This window comes from Allobosea sp. P5_A5, from assembly GCF_056400625.1.
The window spans coordinates 476,026-492,509 of record NZ_JBFUKY010000003.1; the positions used below are offsets into that span (position 1 = coordinate 476,026).

Below are 16,484 nucleotides of genomic sequence, written 5' to 3' on the forward strand. Positions count from 1 at the left end.
GCCGGACCGGCGTCAGGCGCAAGGCAGCCTCACGCAGATCGAGGCCTTCAGCCCGCGGCAGCGAGCGCCGCCGCGCGCTCCTGCGCCTCCACCACGGCCACCGCGGTCATGTTGACGACGCCGCGCGCGGTCACCGAGCCGGTCAGGATATGCGCGGGCTTGGCCGTGCCGATCAGGATCGGACCCACGGGCAGCGCATCGCCCATGATCTTGGCGAATTGGTAGGAGATGTTGGCGGCGTCGAGATTGGGGAAGATCAGGACGTTGGCCACGTCCGTCAGCGTCGAAGACGGCAGGACGCGCTCGCGGATCAGTGGCATCAGCGCCGTGTCGGCCTCCATCTCGCCGTCGCATTCGAGGTGCGGTGCGCGCTCGCGGATCAGTGCCAGCGCTCTGCGCATCTTGATCGCCGAGCGGGTGTCGGCAGCGCCGAAATCCGAATGCGACAGCAGGGCGATCTTCGGCTCGATGCCGAAGCGCGTCACGTGGCTCGCCGCCAGAACCGTCATGTCGGCGATTTCCTCGGCGGTCGGGTCGGGCTTCACATGCGTGTCGGCGAGGAAGAACGCGCCCTTGTTGGTCACGATCAGCGTCATCGCCGCGATGTCGCAGACGCCCGGCGCCAGGCCGATGATGTCCTTGACGTGCCGCAGCCGCGACATGAACCGGCCTTCCAGCCCGGTGATCATCGCATCGGCTTCGCCGCGCGCCACGGCCAGCGCCGCGATCACCGTGTTGTTGGTGCGCACCAGCGCGCGCGCGGCCTCGGGCGTGACGCCGCGCCGGCCGGCGATGTCGAGATAGGTCTGGACGTAGTCGCGATAACGCGGATCGTCCTCCGGGTTGACGATCTCGAAGTCGATGCCGGGCTTTAGCGACAGGCCGAAGCGCTGGATGCGGGTCTCGATGACGCTCGGGCGGCCGATCAGGATCGGGATGGCGAGCCCTTCTTCCAGCGCCACCTGGGCGGCGCGCAGCACGCGCTCATCCTCGCCCTCGGCGTAGATCACGCGCTTGGGGTCGGCCTTGGCCGCCTGGAATAGCGGCTTCATGATGAAGCCGGAGCGGAAGACGAAGCGCGAGAGCTGGTCGCGATAGGCCTCGATATCCACCAGCGGCTTGCGCGCCACGCCCGTCGCCATCGCGGCTTCGGCCACGGCAGGCGCGATGCGCATGATCAGGCGCGGGTCGAACGGATTGGGGATCAGCGAGTTGGCGCCGAAGGTCGCCGCCTCGCCGCCATAGGCGCGCGCCGCGACATCGGAGGTCGCCTCGCGGGCGAGCGCCGCGATGGCGCGCACGGCGGCGAGCTTCATCGCCTCGTTGATCGTCGTCGCCTGCACGTCGAGCGCGCCGCGGAAGATGTAGGGGAAGCACAGCACGTTGTTGACCTGGTTCGGATAATCCGAGCGGCCGGTGCAGATCATCGCGTCAGGGCGCGCGGCGAGCGCGTCCTCCGGCGTGATCTCGGGGTTGGGATTGGCGAGCGCCAAAATGAGAGGCTTCGGCCCCATGCGCTTGGCCATCTCCGGCTTCAGCACGCCGGCGGCGGACAGGCCGAGGAAGATGTCAGCCCCTTCGATGACGTCGTTCAGGGTGCGGGCATCGGTCTTCTGCGCATAGACCTCCTTCCAGCGGTCCATCAGCGTGTTGCGGCCTTCATAGACCACGCCTTCGAGATCGGTGATCCAGACGTTCTTGCGCTGCACGCCCAGTTCGACCAGCAGGTTGGTGCAGGCCAGCGCCGCCGCGCCCGCGCCGGAGACCACGAGCTTGACGTCGGCGATCTTCTTACCCGCGAGGTCGAGCCCGTTCAGGACGGCGGCCGAGACGATGATCGCGGTGCCGTGCTGGTCGTCGTGGAAGACGGGGATCTTCATCCGCGCCTTGAGCTGCTCCTCGATCTCGAAGCACTCCGGACCCTTGATGTCCTCGAGGTTGATGCCGCCGAAGGTCGGTTCCAGCGCCGCGACGACCTCGACGAATTTCTCGATGTTCTTCTGCTCGACCTCGATATCGAAGCAGTCGATCCCGGCGAACTTCTTGAACAGGACCGCCTTGCCCTCCATCACCGGCTTGGAGGCGAGCGGGCCGATATCGCCGAGGCCCAGCACGGCCGTGCCGTTGGTGACGACGGCGACGAGGTTCTGGCGCGACGTCAGCTCGGCGGCTTCGGCCGGATCGTCGACGATGGCTTCGCAGGCGGCGGCGACGCCGGGAGAATAGGCGAGCGCGAGGTCGCGCTGGTTGCCGAGCGGCTTGGTCGCCTGAATCTCGATCTTACCGGGCCGGGGCAGGCGGTGATAGACCAGCGCACCCGAGCGCAGATCGTTGGAGAGCGTGCTTTTCATCGGTGGCGACCCCAGCATCCGGAGCAGGGGAGGTCGCGCGGAAACGGGGTTCCCGTCAAGCCTTGGAATGGTTCGGATCCGCTGACGTCTCGCCGCGAGGAGGCGGCCGGCGATCTGAAACGATTGAAAGTGAATCGATTTGTGAGGCGCTTGAATCGCGTTCTCAGGCGATGAGGCCAAGCGACTCGTGAGATTCAAGAATTCGATGAGGGATGGTTCCGTCGAACATCGTTGCGTCGAGGGTCCCAGAATATCAAGAAAGGGCGCTGGTCATCCCGGACAAGCCGCGAAGCGGCGCAGATCCGGGATCCATTCCGGAGCGCTTCACGGCGAGCTTCCGGAATGGATCCCGGGTCTCCCTACGGTCGCCCGGGATGACAGCGCGTTTTCGAGGGGGCATTTTCCCATCGTGAGAAGTCAGCCTTTCGGCTTGACAGGCGTTCGACGCAGCCGACGCCTGAAATTCAGAACGCCTTGAACGTGATGATCGTATGCGTGTCGGCGATTTCGGGGATCGACTGCACCTTCTGCGCGACGAAATGGCCGATATCGACATCTGCCGCGACGTGGAACTTGGCGAGAATGTCGTAATTGCCGGCGGTCGAATAGATTTCCGAGGCGATCTCGCGGTCGGCGAGCTCGCTGGCGACCTCATAGGTCTTGCCGAGCTTGCATTTGATCTCGACGAAGAAGGTCTGCATGGCGGGCTCCTGGACAGCGCTGATGGAATAGAATCCTTGACCCCCGAAGATCAAGCGCCCGCGAGTTCGGCGATGCGTCGCGTCATCGCGTCGTGGGGGTCGGCGAGCCCGGCGATCACGGTGAAATGGTTGGTGCCGGGAATTTCCTGATAGCGCGTCTGCACGCCTTCCAGCCCCCAGACATCGACGAGACGGCGGCTCTGCTTGTGATACTCCGCGCTCTCGTCACCGCCGACGACGGCATCCATCGTCAGCCGCGAGGGGGCGGGCCAGAAGAATGGGCTCTCGCGTTCGGCCGCCTCCATGTCGAGCTTCAGGGCGTCGTTGATGCTCGTCTCGGTCAAAGGCTTGAGGTTGTAGAGGCCCGAGATGCCATAGGCGGCCGGCACCAGCCGGGCGGGCAGGCCGGCATCGACATCGGTCCAATTCGTCGCCAGCGCGCAGGCCGCGAGATGCCCGCCGGCCGAATGGCCGCTTGCCACGACCGGCAGGCCGTAGCGTCGCCAAAGCGCCGCCGCCGCTTGCTGGATTTCCCACACGATATGGCCAAGCTCGACCTGGGGGCAGAGGTCGTAGCCGACGACCGCGACCGGCAGTCCGCGCTGGTTCAGGCCTCGCGCCATATGGGAGAACGAACCGCGGTCCAGCGCCTGCCAGTATCCGCCATGGATGAACATCACCAGCGCGTCGCCACGGCTCTCCTGCGGCTTGAAGAGGTCGTAGCGCTGGCGCTCGCCCTCGCCATAAGCCACGCCGAGTTCGCAGAACGCCGTCTCGCGATAGGCAGCCGCATCGGCCTGCCAGCCGGCGATGATGCCGGGATGCTCCGGCACGCGGGCGCGGTTGTTGTATTCGGTCTCGTAATCTGGCGAGGGTGCTTGCGGGTCCATGGCCGTCAGCGTGGCAGTCCTCGCGCGTCGGCGCCACAGCTTTTGACAGGCGGCGCACCCGGCGCCAAAAGCGGGGCGCCCGGTCCGCTGCTCCAGAGGTCACCATGGAAAACCCCGTTCTCGCCGAAGTCACCCGCGGCAACACCGTCGAATCGCGCCATCGCGGCTCGGCCATCGTGATCGATGCCGATGGCGGCGTGGTGTTTCAGGCCGGCGATATCGCGCGACCGGTTTTCCCGCGCTCGGCCGTCAAGGCGATCCAGGGCCTGCCCTTGATCGAGAGCGGCGCAGCCGACCGCTACGGGCTGACCGAGGCCGAGCTCGCGCTGGCGGTCTCTTCCCATTCCGGCGAGCCGCTTCATGCCGAGACGGCGCTCGGGATGCTCCGCAAGGCCGGCCGCGACACGGGCTGCCTCGAATGCGGGGCGCATTGGCCGATGAACGACAAGGTTGCCCGAGCGCTCGCGAAAGCGGGCGGAGAGCCGACCGCGCTGAACAACAACTGCTCCGGCAAGCACGCCGGCTTCGTCTGCCTGTCCTGCTCGATGGACGAGGACCCCGCCGGCTATGTGAAGCCCGGACATGCCGTGCAGAAGGCGGTGCACGGCGCGTTGGAAGAAGTGACCGGCGCGGTCCATAGCACTGACCATATGGGCACCGATGGCTGCTCGATTCCCTCCTACGCCATCCCGCTGAAGGCGCTGGCGCTGGGCTTCGCCCGGCTCGGCACCGGCCAGAGCTTCGGGCCCGAGCGGGCCAAGGCGGCCGCGCGCGTCCGGGCCGCCGCGGCGGCCCACCCCTTCATGGTGGCCGGTACCGACCGCTTCGACACGCGCTTGATGAGCCTGCTCGGAGCACGGGTCTTCAGCAAAACCGGCGCCGAGGGTGTCTATTGCGCCGCGCTTCCGGAACTCGGCTACGGCATCGCCCTGAAATGCGACGATGGCGCCGGCCGCGCGGCGGAAGTCGCGCTCGGTGCGCTGGTCGCCCGCTTCCTGCCGATGGACGATGCCACGGCGACCGCCTTCGCTCCGCTGCGCGAAGTCGTGCTGACGAACTGGAACGGCATCGAGGTCGGGCGGGTGAGGGCGCCAACGGCCGCCTGAGCGCTAACTCACCGCGTTGCCCTCGACCCTGACGCCGCTGGCGCGCTGATCGGAAGCCTTGGTCAGATCGCCGGTGACCGGCTTGCCGTATTCGGTGCCGACCACGGCGCCTCCTCTGGCCTCGGCGATCAGGTTGTTGGCGATCAGGGCGTTGCGCTCCTTCGGCACGAGCGAGACCGAGATGCCGATCCCGGCCTTGCGGATGACGTTGCCTGTCGCGGCGAGATTGCGCATGCCCCAGGACCACCCCAGTGAAATCGCGGCGTCACTGACATCCTCGATGACGTTGCCGGTCACTGCGGCCTCCGCCTCGACATGCACGCCGAAGCCGCCGATCGGCTCCTTGCCGTTGGGTGCAAGCCCACGCTTCGCGTTGCGGATGATGTTGTTGGCGAAGACGGAAAGCCTGCCGCCATGGTCGAGATTGGTCATGGTCGCGCCGGCGGCGCAGTCCTCGATCAGGTTGCCCGTCATGATCGCGCCTTCGAAGGCGAATTCTGAATAGAGCCCGACCTCGCCGCAGCGACGCCCCTGATTGCCCAGCATCTGCACGCCGGAGCCGGAATTGTTGCGGATGAACGTCATCGCGCAGTCGCGCAGTTGATTGCCTTCGATGATGACGCCGCCGGCGCGGAAGGTGCTGATGCCGTTGCCGTTGGGCCCATCGCCACCGGCATCGGCGCGAATGCGGCTGATCGTGTTGCCGCGCAATATGGAGCGGTCGTCGCCGGCCTGACTGCGCCAGATCTGAATGCCGTTATTGCCGCAATCCTCGACATTGTTCTGCGTGATCGAGAGCCCGAGGGAATCGAGCGAGAACAGCGCCGCATCCCGCATTCGGCTGAACCGATTCGCCGTCACGCGACCACCGCAGCGGGTGAGGGTCAGACCGACCGATCCGGCCTGCACGAAGGACAGCTCCGAGAGCGAGATTTCGGCGACGCCCTCGAGCGCAACGAGCCCGCTGCGCTGCGGCGATGGAATGTCGAGCCCGTCGAAGACGAGGCCCGACAGGGCGACCCGCTCCACCTGGCGCGCGGTCAGGACGGGGCGGCCGGTCGCCGTGACGAGGCGTGTCTGGCCGGCGACGCCGATCAGACTTGCGCCGTCCGGCAGGGCAATGTCCCCGACGCGATAGCGCCCCGGCGGCAGCAGCAACGGCGCCGAGCGACGCGATGCCTCCATGAGGGCGCGGCGCAGCCGGTCGGATTGGTCCTCCGTCGCGCCCGGCCGCAGCCCGAACTGGGTCGCGTCAAGTCCGAGATGGCCGAGCGCGCCCGTCGGCGGCTGGCGTGCCTGAGCCTGTGCCGGAAGGCGCATCGAAACGGCGCTTAAAAGGCCGGCTGTGACGAAGCCGCGACGTGACAGGGACATGGCGGCTCCTCCGTTACCGTCCGCCATCAAACCGCATGCCACGAATTCTGTGTCGGATCGGGACTGTCGGGACGGGGGCCAGACCGCTCAGCAGAGGGTGCCGGCCATGGCGCCGGTTAGCAATCCCCGCCGATAACGGAGCGGGCTAGGCTGGTCCCGCCAGGTCGTGCCTGTGTCATGCGCGCATCTTGCAGAAACCCCGCTTCGGTGAGACGAGAACATCATGATCGGCGTGACACTGCGGTTTCGCATCCTGTTTCTGGCCTTGCTGGCGCCGTTGCTGCTGGCAGGTTGCGGCACGCCGCGCGTGCTGGAGCTCTCGCACGGCGCTGCGCAGGATGTTGCCGGCACCGTGCAGATCTACGTCGCCACGACGCGTCAACCTTCGGCCCAGCCGGTCTGGTTCAGCGGCGAGCGAGCCTCGCGGCTCTCCTTCGCGCGGCTCGACATCACCGTGCCACGCAGCCATCAGGCCGGCGAACTGGAGCTGCCGGATTCCGGCCCGGGCGACCCCTCCAAACATTTCGTAGCGACCGATCTGCAGCGGCTCGACCTCGCGCCGATCGTCGCGGATGTCCGCCGCGATCTGCAGCGCCGCCCGCCTGGCCAGCGCGACGTTCTCGTCTTCGTCCACGGCTACAACACCAATTTCGCCGATGCCGTCTATCGCTTCGCCCAGATCGTCTACGATTCCGGCTTCAAGGGTGTCCCCGTGCTGTTCTCCTGGCCGTCGCGCGGCGAATTGCTGGCCTATCCTTACGACCGCGAGAGCGCCTATTACTCCCGGGATTTTCTCGAGGCCAACCTGCGCGCCATCACGCGCGATCTCGGCCCTCCGCGCATGGATATCCTGGCCCATTCGATGGGCACTCTGCTCACTTTGGAAACGCTGCGCCAGGCCGCGATCCGCGGCGATGGCAGCTTCGGCGGGAAGCTGCGCGACGTGATGCTGGCCGCGCCCGACGTCGATCTAGACGTCTTCAAGACGCAGATGCGCCAGATCAACCGGCCGGTCACTGTCTTCGTCTCGGCCGATGACAGGGCGCTCGACTTTTCCCGCCGCTTCGCCGGGGACAAGCAACGCCTCGGCGCGGTTTCGACCAAGGACGCGGAGACGATGGCCGAACTGGAACGGCTTGGCGCCCGGGTCATCGACCTCTCCGAGATGACATCGGGCGATCCGCTCAACCACGCGAAGTTCGCCGCGTCTCCCAAGGTCGTCCAGATGATCGGCGAGCGGCTGCGACAGGATAATGGCATTGCCACGGCCGGGCCGACGCTTGGCGACAAGCTCGGCGATGTCGCCGGCGGCGTGGCCGGTACGGTGGGCTCGACGGTGGGCCTTGTCGTGACCGCCCCGGCAGCGATCGTCGGCGCCCGCCGCTGATGTGACGTCCGGAGCACGCCGGCGCGCTTTCGCCGTCAAATCCGAGCTTCGCCCCATTCTGGCCGCGTTGGGCTGGCCTTAACGCCGGGCCGGGCAGATCGCCCTTCCTTCTTTTGTCGTGGATACCGAACCGATGCCTGTCACGAGGCGCGATTTTTCCAGCCGCGCGTTGCTCGCCGCGCTATTGCCGCTGGGCCTGGCCGCCTGCGCCCAGAGCGAGGCCAGCATCTCGCCATTCTCCGAGCCGGAGAGGGCAGATTCCTCGGCGCTCGGGCGCGATCCGCACTTGCTCGTCATGACCACCCGGAACGCGACCGGCAACACGCCGCCCTTCTTCGGAACGGACCGTGGCAAGCTGACCTTTGCCGAAGTGCGGCTCTCGGCGCCGGGTCGGGGTATCGGCGGCCGGGTCTCATCCGCCGTCAGCGGCGACTGGCAGGTCCTCGGCATCGACCGTGAGAATTCCGCCGATCCCGCACGCGCCTTGTCGGATGCGGTGAACGGGCGAGACGTGCTGCTCTACGTCCACGGCTTCAACGAGACCTTCGAGTCGGTGACGCGCAGCGTCGGCCAGCTCTCCCACTCGCTCGAGTTTCGGGGTCGCACGGTGCTGTTCACCTGGCCCTCGGGCGGCAAGCTCTTCGACTATGCCTATGATCGTGAGAGCGCGCTGTGGTCTCGCGATGGTTTCGTCGACACTTTGCGCGCGCTCGTCAGCAATCCGACTGTTGGACGGATCCACATCGTCGCGCATTCGATGGGCACCTTCCTGACGCTGGAAGGCCTGCGGGAGCTACGCGACGCGCCGGAGGTCTATGCCCGCATCGGCTCGATCGTGCTGGCTTCCCCCGACGTCGACATCGACGCCTTCGAGCAGACCGTGAAACGGCTCGGCCCTCTGGCAAAGCGCATGACCGTGATCATCGATCCGGGCGACCGGGCGTTGGCGATTTCCGCCCGCATCGCCGGTGGTGTCGCGCGGGCCGGCGCCGCCGATCGCGGCCGGCTCGACGCGCTGGGCGTGCGCGTGGCCGATACCTCAGGCCGCGGCTGGAGCATGCTGCGCCACGATCTCTTCCTCTCCGACAGCGAGGTCACGCAAGTCGTGCGCCGGGCCATGGACCGGGGCGAAAGCTGAACGGCTTTTGCGATCAGATCGGCGGCAGACCGGAACGCTTCTTCAATGTCGCCAGCGCGAAGTTCGACTCGACCGACTGGATGCATTTCAGCCGCGTGACCTTCTGCTTCAGGAAGCGCTCATAGCCCTCGATGCCGTCGGTGACGACGCGCAGGAGATAATCCTGCGTGCCGGTCATCAGGTAGCATTCGGCGACCTCGCTCCAGCTCTCGACGGCTTTCTCGAACTCGGCGATGGGCTCCTGGCTTTGCTGGATCAGCCGGACCGAGACGAAGACGCTGAACGGCAAGCCATAGGCTTTCGGGTCGACGATCGCGGCATAGCCCTGAATGACTCCGGTCTCTTCCAGCCGCTTGAGGCGGCGCAGGCACGGCGTCGGCGAGAGGCCGACCTTCGCTGAGAGTTCCTGATTGGTGATGCGTCCGTCCTCACGCAGGACGGCCAGAATGCGCCGGTCGATCGGGTCGAGCATCTTATGCTCCGGTTGGCTCGAGATTGAGCAGGAAACTGCAGCGTCACCGATAACGCAGCCTCAATCCGCCAAGCAATGGTCTTCGGATAGGGTTATCCTGCGGGCCTTGAATAGGAGCGAGGCCGCCATGAGCAACGACAGCTATCACAAGGACCGCATCGCCAATCGCCGGCTTCACCCGGAGACGCTGATGATGGGCTTCGGCTACTCGCCGGCCATGTCGGAAGGATCGCTGAAGCCGCCGATCTTCCTGACCTCGACCTTCGTTTTCGAGAACGCCCAGCAGGGCAAGGACTTCTTCGACCTGACCTCGGGGCGCCGGCAGCTGAAGCCGGGCGAGAAATCGGGACTGGTCTATTCCCGCTTCAACCACCCGAACATGGAAATTCTCGAGGATCGCCTGGCGATCTGGGACGAAGCCGAGAAATGCGCGGTCTTCGCCTCCGGCATGGCCGCGATCGCGACGACGTGCTTTGCCTTCCTGCGGCCGGGCGACACCATCCTGCATTCGCGCCCGCTCTATGGCGGCACGGAAACCCTGCTGAAGAACCAGATGGGCGCTTTCGGCATCGGCGCTTTCGGCTTTACGGACGGGCTCGATCTCGACCAGATGCGGACGGTCGCAAAAGCGGCCGCCGCCAAGGGTCGCGTCGGGATGATCCTGGTCGAGACCCCCGCCAACCCGACCAACGGGCTGGTCGATCTTGCGGCCTGCAAGACGATCGCCGACGAGCTGGAACAGTCGCAGGGCCATCGCCCGCCGGTCGTCGTCGACAACACGATGCTCGGCCCGAAATACCAGAAGCCGCTCCAGCAAGGTGCCGATCTCTCGCTGCTGTCCCTGACGAAATATGTCGGCGGCCACTCCGACCTCGTCGGCGGCTCGATCAGCGGTTCGGAAGCGCTGGTGCGGCAGGTCAAGGGCTGGCGCGGTTCGCTCGGCACGCAGGCCGATCCGAACTCCTGCTGGATGCTGATGCGCTCGCTGGAGACGCTCGACATCCGCATGAGCCGGGCCAACGAGAACGCCAAGCTCGTGGCGGAATATCTCGAAAGTCACCCGAAGGTCGCCAAGGTTCACTATCTCGGTAATCTCCAAGCTGACGATCCGCGCAAGGCGGTGTTCGATCGCCAGTGCACGGCCGCCGGCTCGACCTTCGCCTTCGACGTGAAGGGTGGCGAGAAGGAAGCCTTCGCACTCCTCGACAATCTCCAGATCATGAAGCTCGCCGTCAGCCTCGGTGGCACCGAGACTCTCGTCTCGCACCCCGCCGCGATGACCCATTCCGGTGTGGCCAAGGAATTGCGCGAGGAAATCGGCCTCACCGACGCCCTGATCCGCATCTCCGTCGGGATCGAGAATATCGAGGATCTGATCTCGGATCTGGCACAGGCCTTCGAGGCGGTCTGAGGATCGTCAAGCTAAACCAAGAAAGAGCGCCAGCGAGCGGCTGACCGCCATCATCGTCTCGGTATCGGCGCGGCCAATGACCGTGCCGATCCGCTCGCGGCGCACCGATATCGCCTTGTCGATCATGATCTGCGAGGGCTGACGCAAACCGTTCGCGGCAGAAGGCTCGAGCGTCAGCCGGATCAATGGTGCCTCGACGAGGTCGCTCGTCATGAGAAGCACGGTGACCGTCCCGGCGGAGTCGAAAAGATCGCTCTGGATGACGAGCGCCGGGCGCGGCTTGCCGAAATCGCCATTGACTGCAACCGTGACGATGTCGCCGCGCCTCATTCGGACGCGTCGTCGATTCCGGCCAAGGCCTCATCCAGGAAGGCGTCCAGGCCGCCGTCGGCTTGATCGGCCGTCGCGACGATGATCGCTTGCCGGCGGCATTCGTCTTGGAAGCCAGGTCGGCGCGTATCCGGCACCCAGATTTGCAGAGGACGCAGACCGGCGGCGCGCAGGGCATCCCGCCGCTTCTGAACACGCTTTGCCGTTGAGGACTGCATCACCGCTCTCCATCGCGGCGTTACATGTAACGCTTTGCGCGTGATGGCGCAACGCAGGATGATCAGACCCCGATCCGCCCCCAACCCGGCAGCTTGAGCGCCGGACTGCGCAGATCGAAGCCGGCGACCAGCCCTAGAATATTGATCTCGACCCCTTCGACCCAGCCGCAGGTGATGCCTACCAGCCCGTAAAGCGAGGCCTGGAAACCAGTCCGACTCGGCGTGAACCCCGCGAAAAGGCCGCTCTCGCGCCAATCCTTGCCGATCGCGGTGGGCGGCAGCGCCTGGTTCAGCTCCGGCACCTCGGTCAGCACATGCTGGACGAAGCTGTTCGAATTCGGCCCCGGCCAGGCGAGATACGTACCAGGCGTCGCATAGGCATAGGACTGCACGGCGGCCCGGATGCGCGGGATCAGACGTTCGGCCGCCTCGCCGCGCACCTCCGCAACCGGCTCCGGCACGTTGCCGAACCAGCGGCCATCCGCCTCCCGATGATTGACCCTGACCGGCGTGCCCCAGCCGACGACGTCGAAGCGCGTATAGGCGCTGGCGCCGCGTTCCTTCACCACGATCCAGGAATGATGCGCGAAGATGCCGCGCCAATGCCCGACGCGCGCGGCGAAGACATGAATGGTGGCCTCGGGCTCGATGGCGGCGGCGGGCAGGAGCTTGGCGCTCGTCCAGTCGGCGCGACGCCAATCGGCGGCATTGGGCTGCCAGTACCACCAAGCGGCATGGCTTGCGACGGGCAGCAGGAAGACGATCAGGAAAAACAGCATGAAGCGGCGGGCGAGGAGCATGGTGCTGGATATGTGGCCAGCTTGTTGCATCGCAAGCGCAGGGCGTTTGCTAAGGCCATGGCCATCATCACGAAAAGGTGGTTGAGGCGCCCACGCAAGCTGTTAGCGTGCGGCGGCTGATTCAGCTCGGGGAGTGAAAGATTGGTCGTCGCGAAGAGGCTCAAAGGGCTTGTCGGCGCGTTGGCGCTCGGGCTTTCGCTGCTGGCCGGCCCGGCGGATGCGCAGGACAGGCAACTGCGCATCTACAATTGGTCCGACTATGTCGATCCCGCCGTGCTCGACGCCTTCAAGAAGGAAACCGGCATCACAGTCGTCTACGACACCTTCGACCAGATGGAGACGGTGGAGACCAAGCTTCTGGCCGGCAAGACCGGCTATGACCTGATCGTCGTCACGGCGTCCTTCCTTCCCCGCCATATTCCGCTGGGACTTTATCAGCCGATCGACAAGCCCAAGGTGCCGAACCTCAAGAATCTCTGGCCGGAAATCCAGACGCGGCTCGGCAAATACGACCCCGATAACAAATATGCCGTCGACTATATGTGGGGCACGACCGGGATCGGTTACAATACGGCGAAGATCAGGGAGCGGCTCGGCGCCGACGCCGTGGTCGACAGCTGGAAAATCGTCTTCGAGCCCGAGCAGTTGAAAAAGCTCTCCAGTTGCGGCGTGCACGTTCTGGACGCGGTCGAGGAGATGTTTCCCGCAGCACTGCGTTATCTCGGGCTCGACCCGGATTCCAAAAGCGAGGCCGACCTGAACAAGGCTGGCGAACTCTTGCGCAAGATCCGGCCCTACATCCAGAAATTCCACTCGTCGGAATACATCAACGCGCTCGCCAACGGCGATATCTGCCTCGCCGTCGGCTATTCCGGCGACATCCTGCAAGCGAAGAAGCGGGCGGAGGAGGCGAAGAACGGCGTTCAGATCGCTTACGCCATCCCGAAGGAGGGCGCGTTGCTCGCATTCGATACCTTCGTGATCCCGAAGGATGCCGGCAATGTCGATGCCGCGCTGAAGTTCATCGATTTCGTCAACAGGCCCGAAATGGCGGCCAAAAATTCCGACTTCATTCAATACGCCAACGGCAACCTCGCCTCGAAGCCGCTGCTCTCGGCCGCAGTGCGCGACAACCCCGGCATTTATCCGTCCGATGCGGTGATGGCCCGGCTTTACACGATCACGCCCTATGACCAGAAAACCCAGCGGCTGGTGAACCGGATCTGGACGCGCGTGAAGACCGGCAAGTGAAGTTTCCGCCGCGATCGCGCTCATGAGGAAAACCTCGCCCGGCAGCGTCCACCGGGCCGTCCAGCCCTGGAACGACCCGGCCGCCCGGGCTCTCGTCGAGTTTCGTGGTGTCACCAAGCGCTTTGGCGACGTCGCGGCCGTGAACGACCTTTCGCTGATGCTCTATCCGCAGGAGTTTTTCGCGCTGCTCGGCCCGTCCGGTTGCGGCAAGACCACACTGATGCGGATGCTGGCCGGCTTCGAGACGCCCGAGAAAGGCACGATCTGGCTTGACGGGCAGGATATCACAACGGTGCCGCCGCATCTGCGGCCGGTCAACATGATGTTCCAGTCCTATGCGCTGTTCCCGCATATGACGGTCGCCGGCAACGTTGCCTATGGGCTGAAGCGGGAAGGCCTGGCGGCGCCGGAGATCGACCGTCGCGTCGCGGAGATGCTGGAACTGGTAAAGCTTTCCGGCTTCGACAGGCGTAAGCCCCATCAACTGTCCGGCGGCCAGCGCCAGCGCGTCGCGCTCGCCCGCTGCTTGGTCAAGCGACCCAAGCTGCTGCTATTGGACGAGCCGATGGCGGCGCTCGACAGAAGGCTGCGCGAGCGGACCCAGTTCGAGCTGATGGAACTGCAGAGCGCACTCGGCCTCACCTTCATGGTCGTGACGCACGATCAGGACGAGGCGATGACCATGGCCGGCCGCATGGCCGTGATGGACAAAGGCAGGCTCATCCAGGTCGGCCCGCCCGCCGTTATCTATGAGACGCCCGCGAACCGCCAGGTCGCGGAGTTCGTCGGCGATATCAACATTTTCGAGGGGCACGTCACAAGCGTCGCCGGTGAACGGACGCGGGTCGATGTGCCGCTGATCGGCCGCGTCGAGTTCGACGAGGGCGCGCCCAGGGAGGCTGTCGGCGATGCGATCACTCTCGGCATTCGGCCGGAGAAGATCGAGATCAGCCACGATGAGCCTGCGCAGGCGGCCAACAAAGTCGCCGGTGCGATCTGGGATATCGGCTATCTCGGCGACATCACCATGATCCAAGTGATGGTAGGCCGGGAAAACGATCGAGAGGAGGTCGGTCGGCTCGTCAAGGTCGCGCTTGCCAACCGCACGCGCCGGATGACGCGGCCCTTCGCCTGGGATGACGAGGTCTGGCTCTCCTGGGATGTCGAGGCCGGCGTGGCGCTGCCGTCATGAAACGGCTCGCGAAGCCATCCCGTTTGCTCCTATCGAGCCCTCATCCTGAGGAGCGCCGAAGGCGCGTCTCGAAGGATGCTCCGGAGGGTTCCCGATCTTCCTGGAGCATCCTTCGAGACGCTGTTGCCGCGGCTCCTCGGGATGAGGGCTGTGCGGATGGGAAGTTGGCACGGTGATGGGCCGATCTCCGCGCCGGTTTGTCGTCGCGATGCCCTATCTGTGGCTGGTCCTGTTCTTCCTCGCGCCCTTCGCCATCGTGCTGCGCATGGCCTTCTCGCAAGCTGCGACGGCCCTGCCGCCCTATGCCCCTCATTGGGAAGGGCTCGCGCAACTCGGCGATTTCCTCTCGCAACTCGGCATCGACAATTTCAGCCTGCTCGGCGACGATCCGCTCTATTGGCAAAGCTACCTTTATTCGCTTCGCATCGCGGCCGAGACGACGCTGCTGGCTTTTGCGATCGGGTATCCGCTGGCCTATGCGATGGCGAGCGCCCCGGCGCGTTGGCGCGGCGTGCTGCTGGTCTTCGTCATCCTGCCGTTCTGGACCTCGTTCCTGATCCGGGTCTACGCCTGGATCGGAATATTGCGGCCGGAGGGGCTGCTCGATGCAGCGCTCGCCTTCCTCGGTATCGAGAGCGGGCCTTTGCGCCTCCTGAACACGGAAACGGCCGTGCTGCTCGGCATGGTCTATTCCTACCTGCCTTTCATGGTGCTGCCGCTGTTCACGACGCTGGAAAAGCTCGATCGCACCCTGCTGGAGGCCGCCGCCGATCTTGGCGCCACGCCTTTGCGGGCTTTCCTCACCGTGACCCTGCCGCTCTCGCTGCCAGGCATTCTGGCGGGCTCCGCCCTGGTGTTCATTCCGGCTGTCGGCGAATTCGTCATCCCCGACCTGCTCGGCGGCCCGGATACCAACATGATCGGCAAGGTGCTCTGGAACGAGTTCTTCTCCAACCGCGACTGGCCGCTCGCCTCGGCCGTTGCCGTCGTCCTGCTTGTCGTCCTCGTGCTGCCGCTCGCGCTCCTCCAGCGGGCGAGGCTGCGGCGGGAGGTTGCGGCATGAAGCGCCTTGGCCCCGGCTTGATCCTGACGCTGATCCTCGGTTTCGCCTTCCTCTATCTGCCGATCGTTACGCTGATCGTCTATTCGTTCAATGCCTCGCGCCTTGTCACGGTCTGGGCGGGGTTCTCGACCCGCTGGTATGCCGCGCTTCTTGCCAACCAGCCCCTGCTCGATGCCGCATGGCTTTCGGTCAGATTGGCGCTCGCCTCGGCCAGCATCGCGACCGTGCTGGGCACCATGGCGGCCCTTGCCTTGGCGCGGCACGGGGCCTTTCTGGGCCGCACGCTGTTCTCCGGCATGGTGCTGGCCCCGCTCGTCATGCCGGAGGCGGTGACGGGGCTGTCGCTGCTCCTGCTGTTCGTCGCCGCCGATGTCGAACGCGGCTTCTGGACGGTGACAGTGGCGCACGCCACCTTTGGTCTGGGCTTCGCCTGCATCGTGGTGCAATCGCGTCTGGCCGGCTTCGACCGCTCGCTCGAGGAAGCGGCGCAGGATCTTGGCGCGACGCCCTTCGTCACGTTCTGGACCGTGACACTGCCGTTGATCTGGCCGGCGGTCGCGGCCGCATGGATGCTCGCCTTCACCCTGTCGCTCGACGATCTCGTGGTGGCGAGCTTCACCACCGGGCCGGGCGCGACCACGCTGCCGATGCGGCTCTATTCGGCGGTGAAGCTCGGTGTTTCGCCGGAGATCAATGCCGCCTGCACGATCATGATCGCGGCCGTGACGGTGGTGGTTATCGCAGCCTCGCTCCTGCTGAAGCGCGAGCAACTCTCCCGAAACTAAACGGCGGCTGAACGG

16 protein-coding genes are annotated in these 16,484 nt (G+C 65.6%); 8 read left to right on the forward strand and 8 right to left on the reverse strand.

Annotation, left to right across the window (positions count from 1 at the left end; genetic code table 11):
• Positions 1–47: 47 nt before the first annotated feature.
• From AC1DR6_RS09080 to AC1DR6_RS09090, 3 genes are all read right to left on the reverse strand, one after another.
• Positions 48–2,351 (reverse strand): NADP-dependent malic enzyme, encoded by a 2,304-nt coding sequence (locus AC1DR6_RS09080; protein WP_476828868.1) that lies wholly within the window; start codon positions 2,349–2,351, stop codon positions 48–50.
• Between the two features lie 464 nt (positions 2,352–2,815).
• Entirely contained in the window at positions 2,816–3,052 is a 237-nt protein-coding gene (locus tag AC1DR6_RS09085; protein WP_038361355.1) for an Lrp/AsnC ligand binding domain-containing protein, read from the reverse strand.
• Between the two features lie 50 nt (positions 3,053–3,102).
• A complete protein-coding gene (locus tag AC1DR6_RS09090) occupies positions 3,103–3,942 on the reverse strand; it encodes an alpha/beta hydrolase (protein ID WP_476828869.1) in 840 nt (279 codons plus the stop codon).
• Between the two features lie 104 nt (positions 3,943–4,046).
• Here AC1DR6_RS09090 and AC1DR6_RS09095 point away from each other — a divergent pair, with 104 nt between their 5' ends.
• A complete protein-coding gene (locus AC1DR6_RS09095) occupies positions 4,047–5,048 on the forward strand; it encodes an asparaginase (RefSeq protein ID WP_476828870.1) in 1,002 nt (333 codons plus the stop codon).
• Between the two features lie 3 nt (positions 5,049–5,051).
• Here AC1DR6_RS09095 and AC1DR6_RS09100 read toward each other — a convergent pair whose 3' ends face one another.
• On the reverse strand, positions 5,052–6,422 hold the full coding sequence (locus tag AC1DR6_RS09100; RefSeq protein ID WP_476828871.1) for a TIGR03808 family TAT-translocated repetitive protein: 1,371 nt from the start codon (positions 6,420–6,422) through the stop codon (positions 5,052–5,054).
• A gap of 223 nt (positions 6,423–6,645) precedes the next feature.
• On the opposite strand from AC1DR6_RS09100, the gene AC1DR6_RS09105 reads away from it, so the two are divergent.
• Together AC1DR6_RS09105 and AC1DR6_RS09110 are read left to right on the forward strand one after the other, a co-directional pair.
• Positions 6,646–7,809: an alpha/beta hydrolase gene (locus AC1DR6_RS09105; protein ID WP_476828872.1), complete on the forward strand. Its 1,164-nt coding sequence runs from the start codon at positions 6,646–6,648 to the stop codon at positions 7,807–7,809.
• 133 nt (positions 7,810–7,942) lie between these two features.
• Complete coding sequence (locus AC1DR6_RS09110) at positions 7,943–8,947, forward strand: alpha/beta hydrolase (RefSeq protein WP_476828873.1); 1,005 nt, start codon at positions 7,943–7,945, stop codon at positions 8,945–8,947.
• Positions 8,948–8,960: 13 nt separating this feature from the next.
• Here the strand turns inward: AC1DR6_RS09110 and AC1DR6_RS09115 are convergent, their stop codons facing one another.
• The gene (locus AC1DR6_RS09115; RefSeq protein ID WP_476828874.1) at positions 8,961–9,419 is read right to left on the reverse strand and encodes an Lrp/AsnC family transcriptional regulator; all 459 of its coding nucleotides are present in this window, start codon (positions 9,417–9,419) and stop codon (positions 8,961–8,963) included.
• A gap of 127 nt (positions 9,420–9,546) precedes the next feature.
• On the opposite strand from AC1DR6_RS09115, the gene AC1DR6_RS09120 reads away from it, so the two are divergent.
• Positions 9,547–10,830, forward strand: a complete 1,284-nt coding sequence (locus AC1DR6_RS09120; protein WP_476828875.1) for a cystathionine gamma-synthase family protein — start codon at positions 9,547–9,549, stop codon at positions 10,828–10,830.
• Between the two features lie 6 nt (positions 10,831–10,836).
• Here AC1DR6_RS09120 and AC1DR6_RS09125 read toward each other — a convergent pair whose 3' ends face one another.
• From AC1DR6_RS09125 to AC1DR6_RS09135, 3 genes are all read right to left on the reverse strand, one after another.
• Positions 10,837–11,160, reverse strand: a complete 324-nt coding sequence (locus tag AC1DR6_RS09125; protein WP_476828876.1) for a type II toxin-antitoxin system PemK/MazF family toxin — start codon at positions 11,158–11,160, stop codon at positions 10,837–10,839.
• The gene (locus AC1DR6_RS09130; protein ID WP_476828877.1) at positions 11,157–11,378 is read right to left on the reverse strand and encodes an antitoxin MazE family protein; all 222 of its coding nucleotides are present in this window, start codon (positions 11,376–11,378) and stop codon (positions 11,157–11,159) included. Before AC1DR6_RS09130 ends, AC1DR6_RS09125 begins: the two co-directional genes overlap by 4 nt.
• Positions 11,379–11,440: 62 nt before the next feature.
• Positions 11,441–12,178, reverse strand: coding sequence for a DUF3750 domain-containing protein (locus AC1DR6_RS09135; protein WP_476828878.1), 738 nt, complete (start codon positions 12,176–12,178; stop codon positions 11,441–11,443).
• Between the two features lie 141 nt (positions 12,179–12,319).
• Here AC1DR6_RS09135 and AC1DR6_RS09140 point away from each other — a divergent pair, with 141 nt between their 5' ends.
• From AC1DR6_RS09140 to AC1DR6_RS09155, 4 genes are all read left to right on the forward strand, one after another.
• Positions 12,320–13,429 carry a polyamine ABC transporter substrate-binding protein gene (locus tag AC1DR6_RS09140; protein ID WP_476828879.1) on the forward strand — a complete coding sequence of 370 codons (1,110 nt, stop codon included), beginning with the start codon at positions 12,320–12,322 and terminating at the stop codon, positions 13,427–13,429.
• A 22-nt stretch (positions 13,430–13,451) separates the two neighbouring features.
• Positions 13,452–14,621, forward strand: coding sequence for an ABC transporter ATP-binding protein (locus AC1DR6_RS09145; protein WP_476828880.1), 1,170 nt, complete (start codon positions 13,452–13,454; stop codon positions 14,619–14,621).
• 175 nt (positions 14,622–14,796) lie between these two features.
• Positions 14,797–15,684, forward strand: a complete 888-nt coding sequence (locus AC1DR6_RS09150) for an ABC transporter permease (protein ID WP_476828881.1) — start codon at positions 14,797–14,799, stop codon at positions 15,682–15,684.
• Positions 15,681–16,469, forward strand: a complete 789-nt coding sequence (locus AC1DR6_RS09155; protein WP_476828882.1) for an ABC transporter permease — start codon at positions 15,681–15,683, stop codon at positions 16,467–16,469. Before AC1DR6_RS09150 ends, AC1DR6_RS09155 begins: the two co-directional genes overlap by 4 nt.
• Positions 16,470–16,484: the final 15 nt, after the last annotated feature.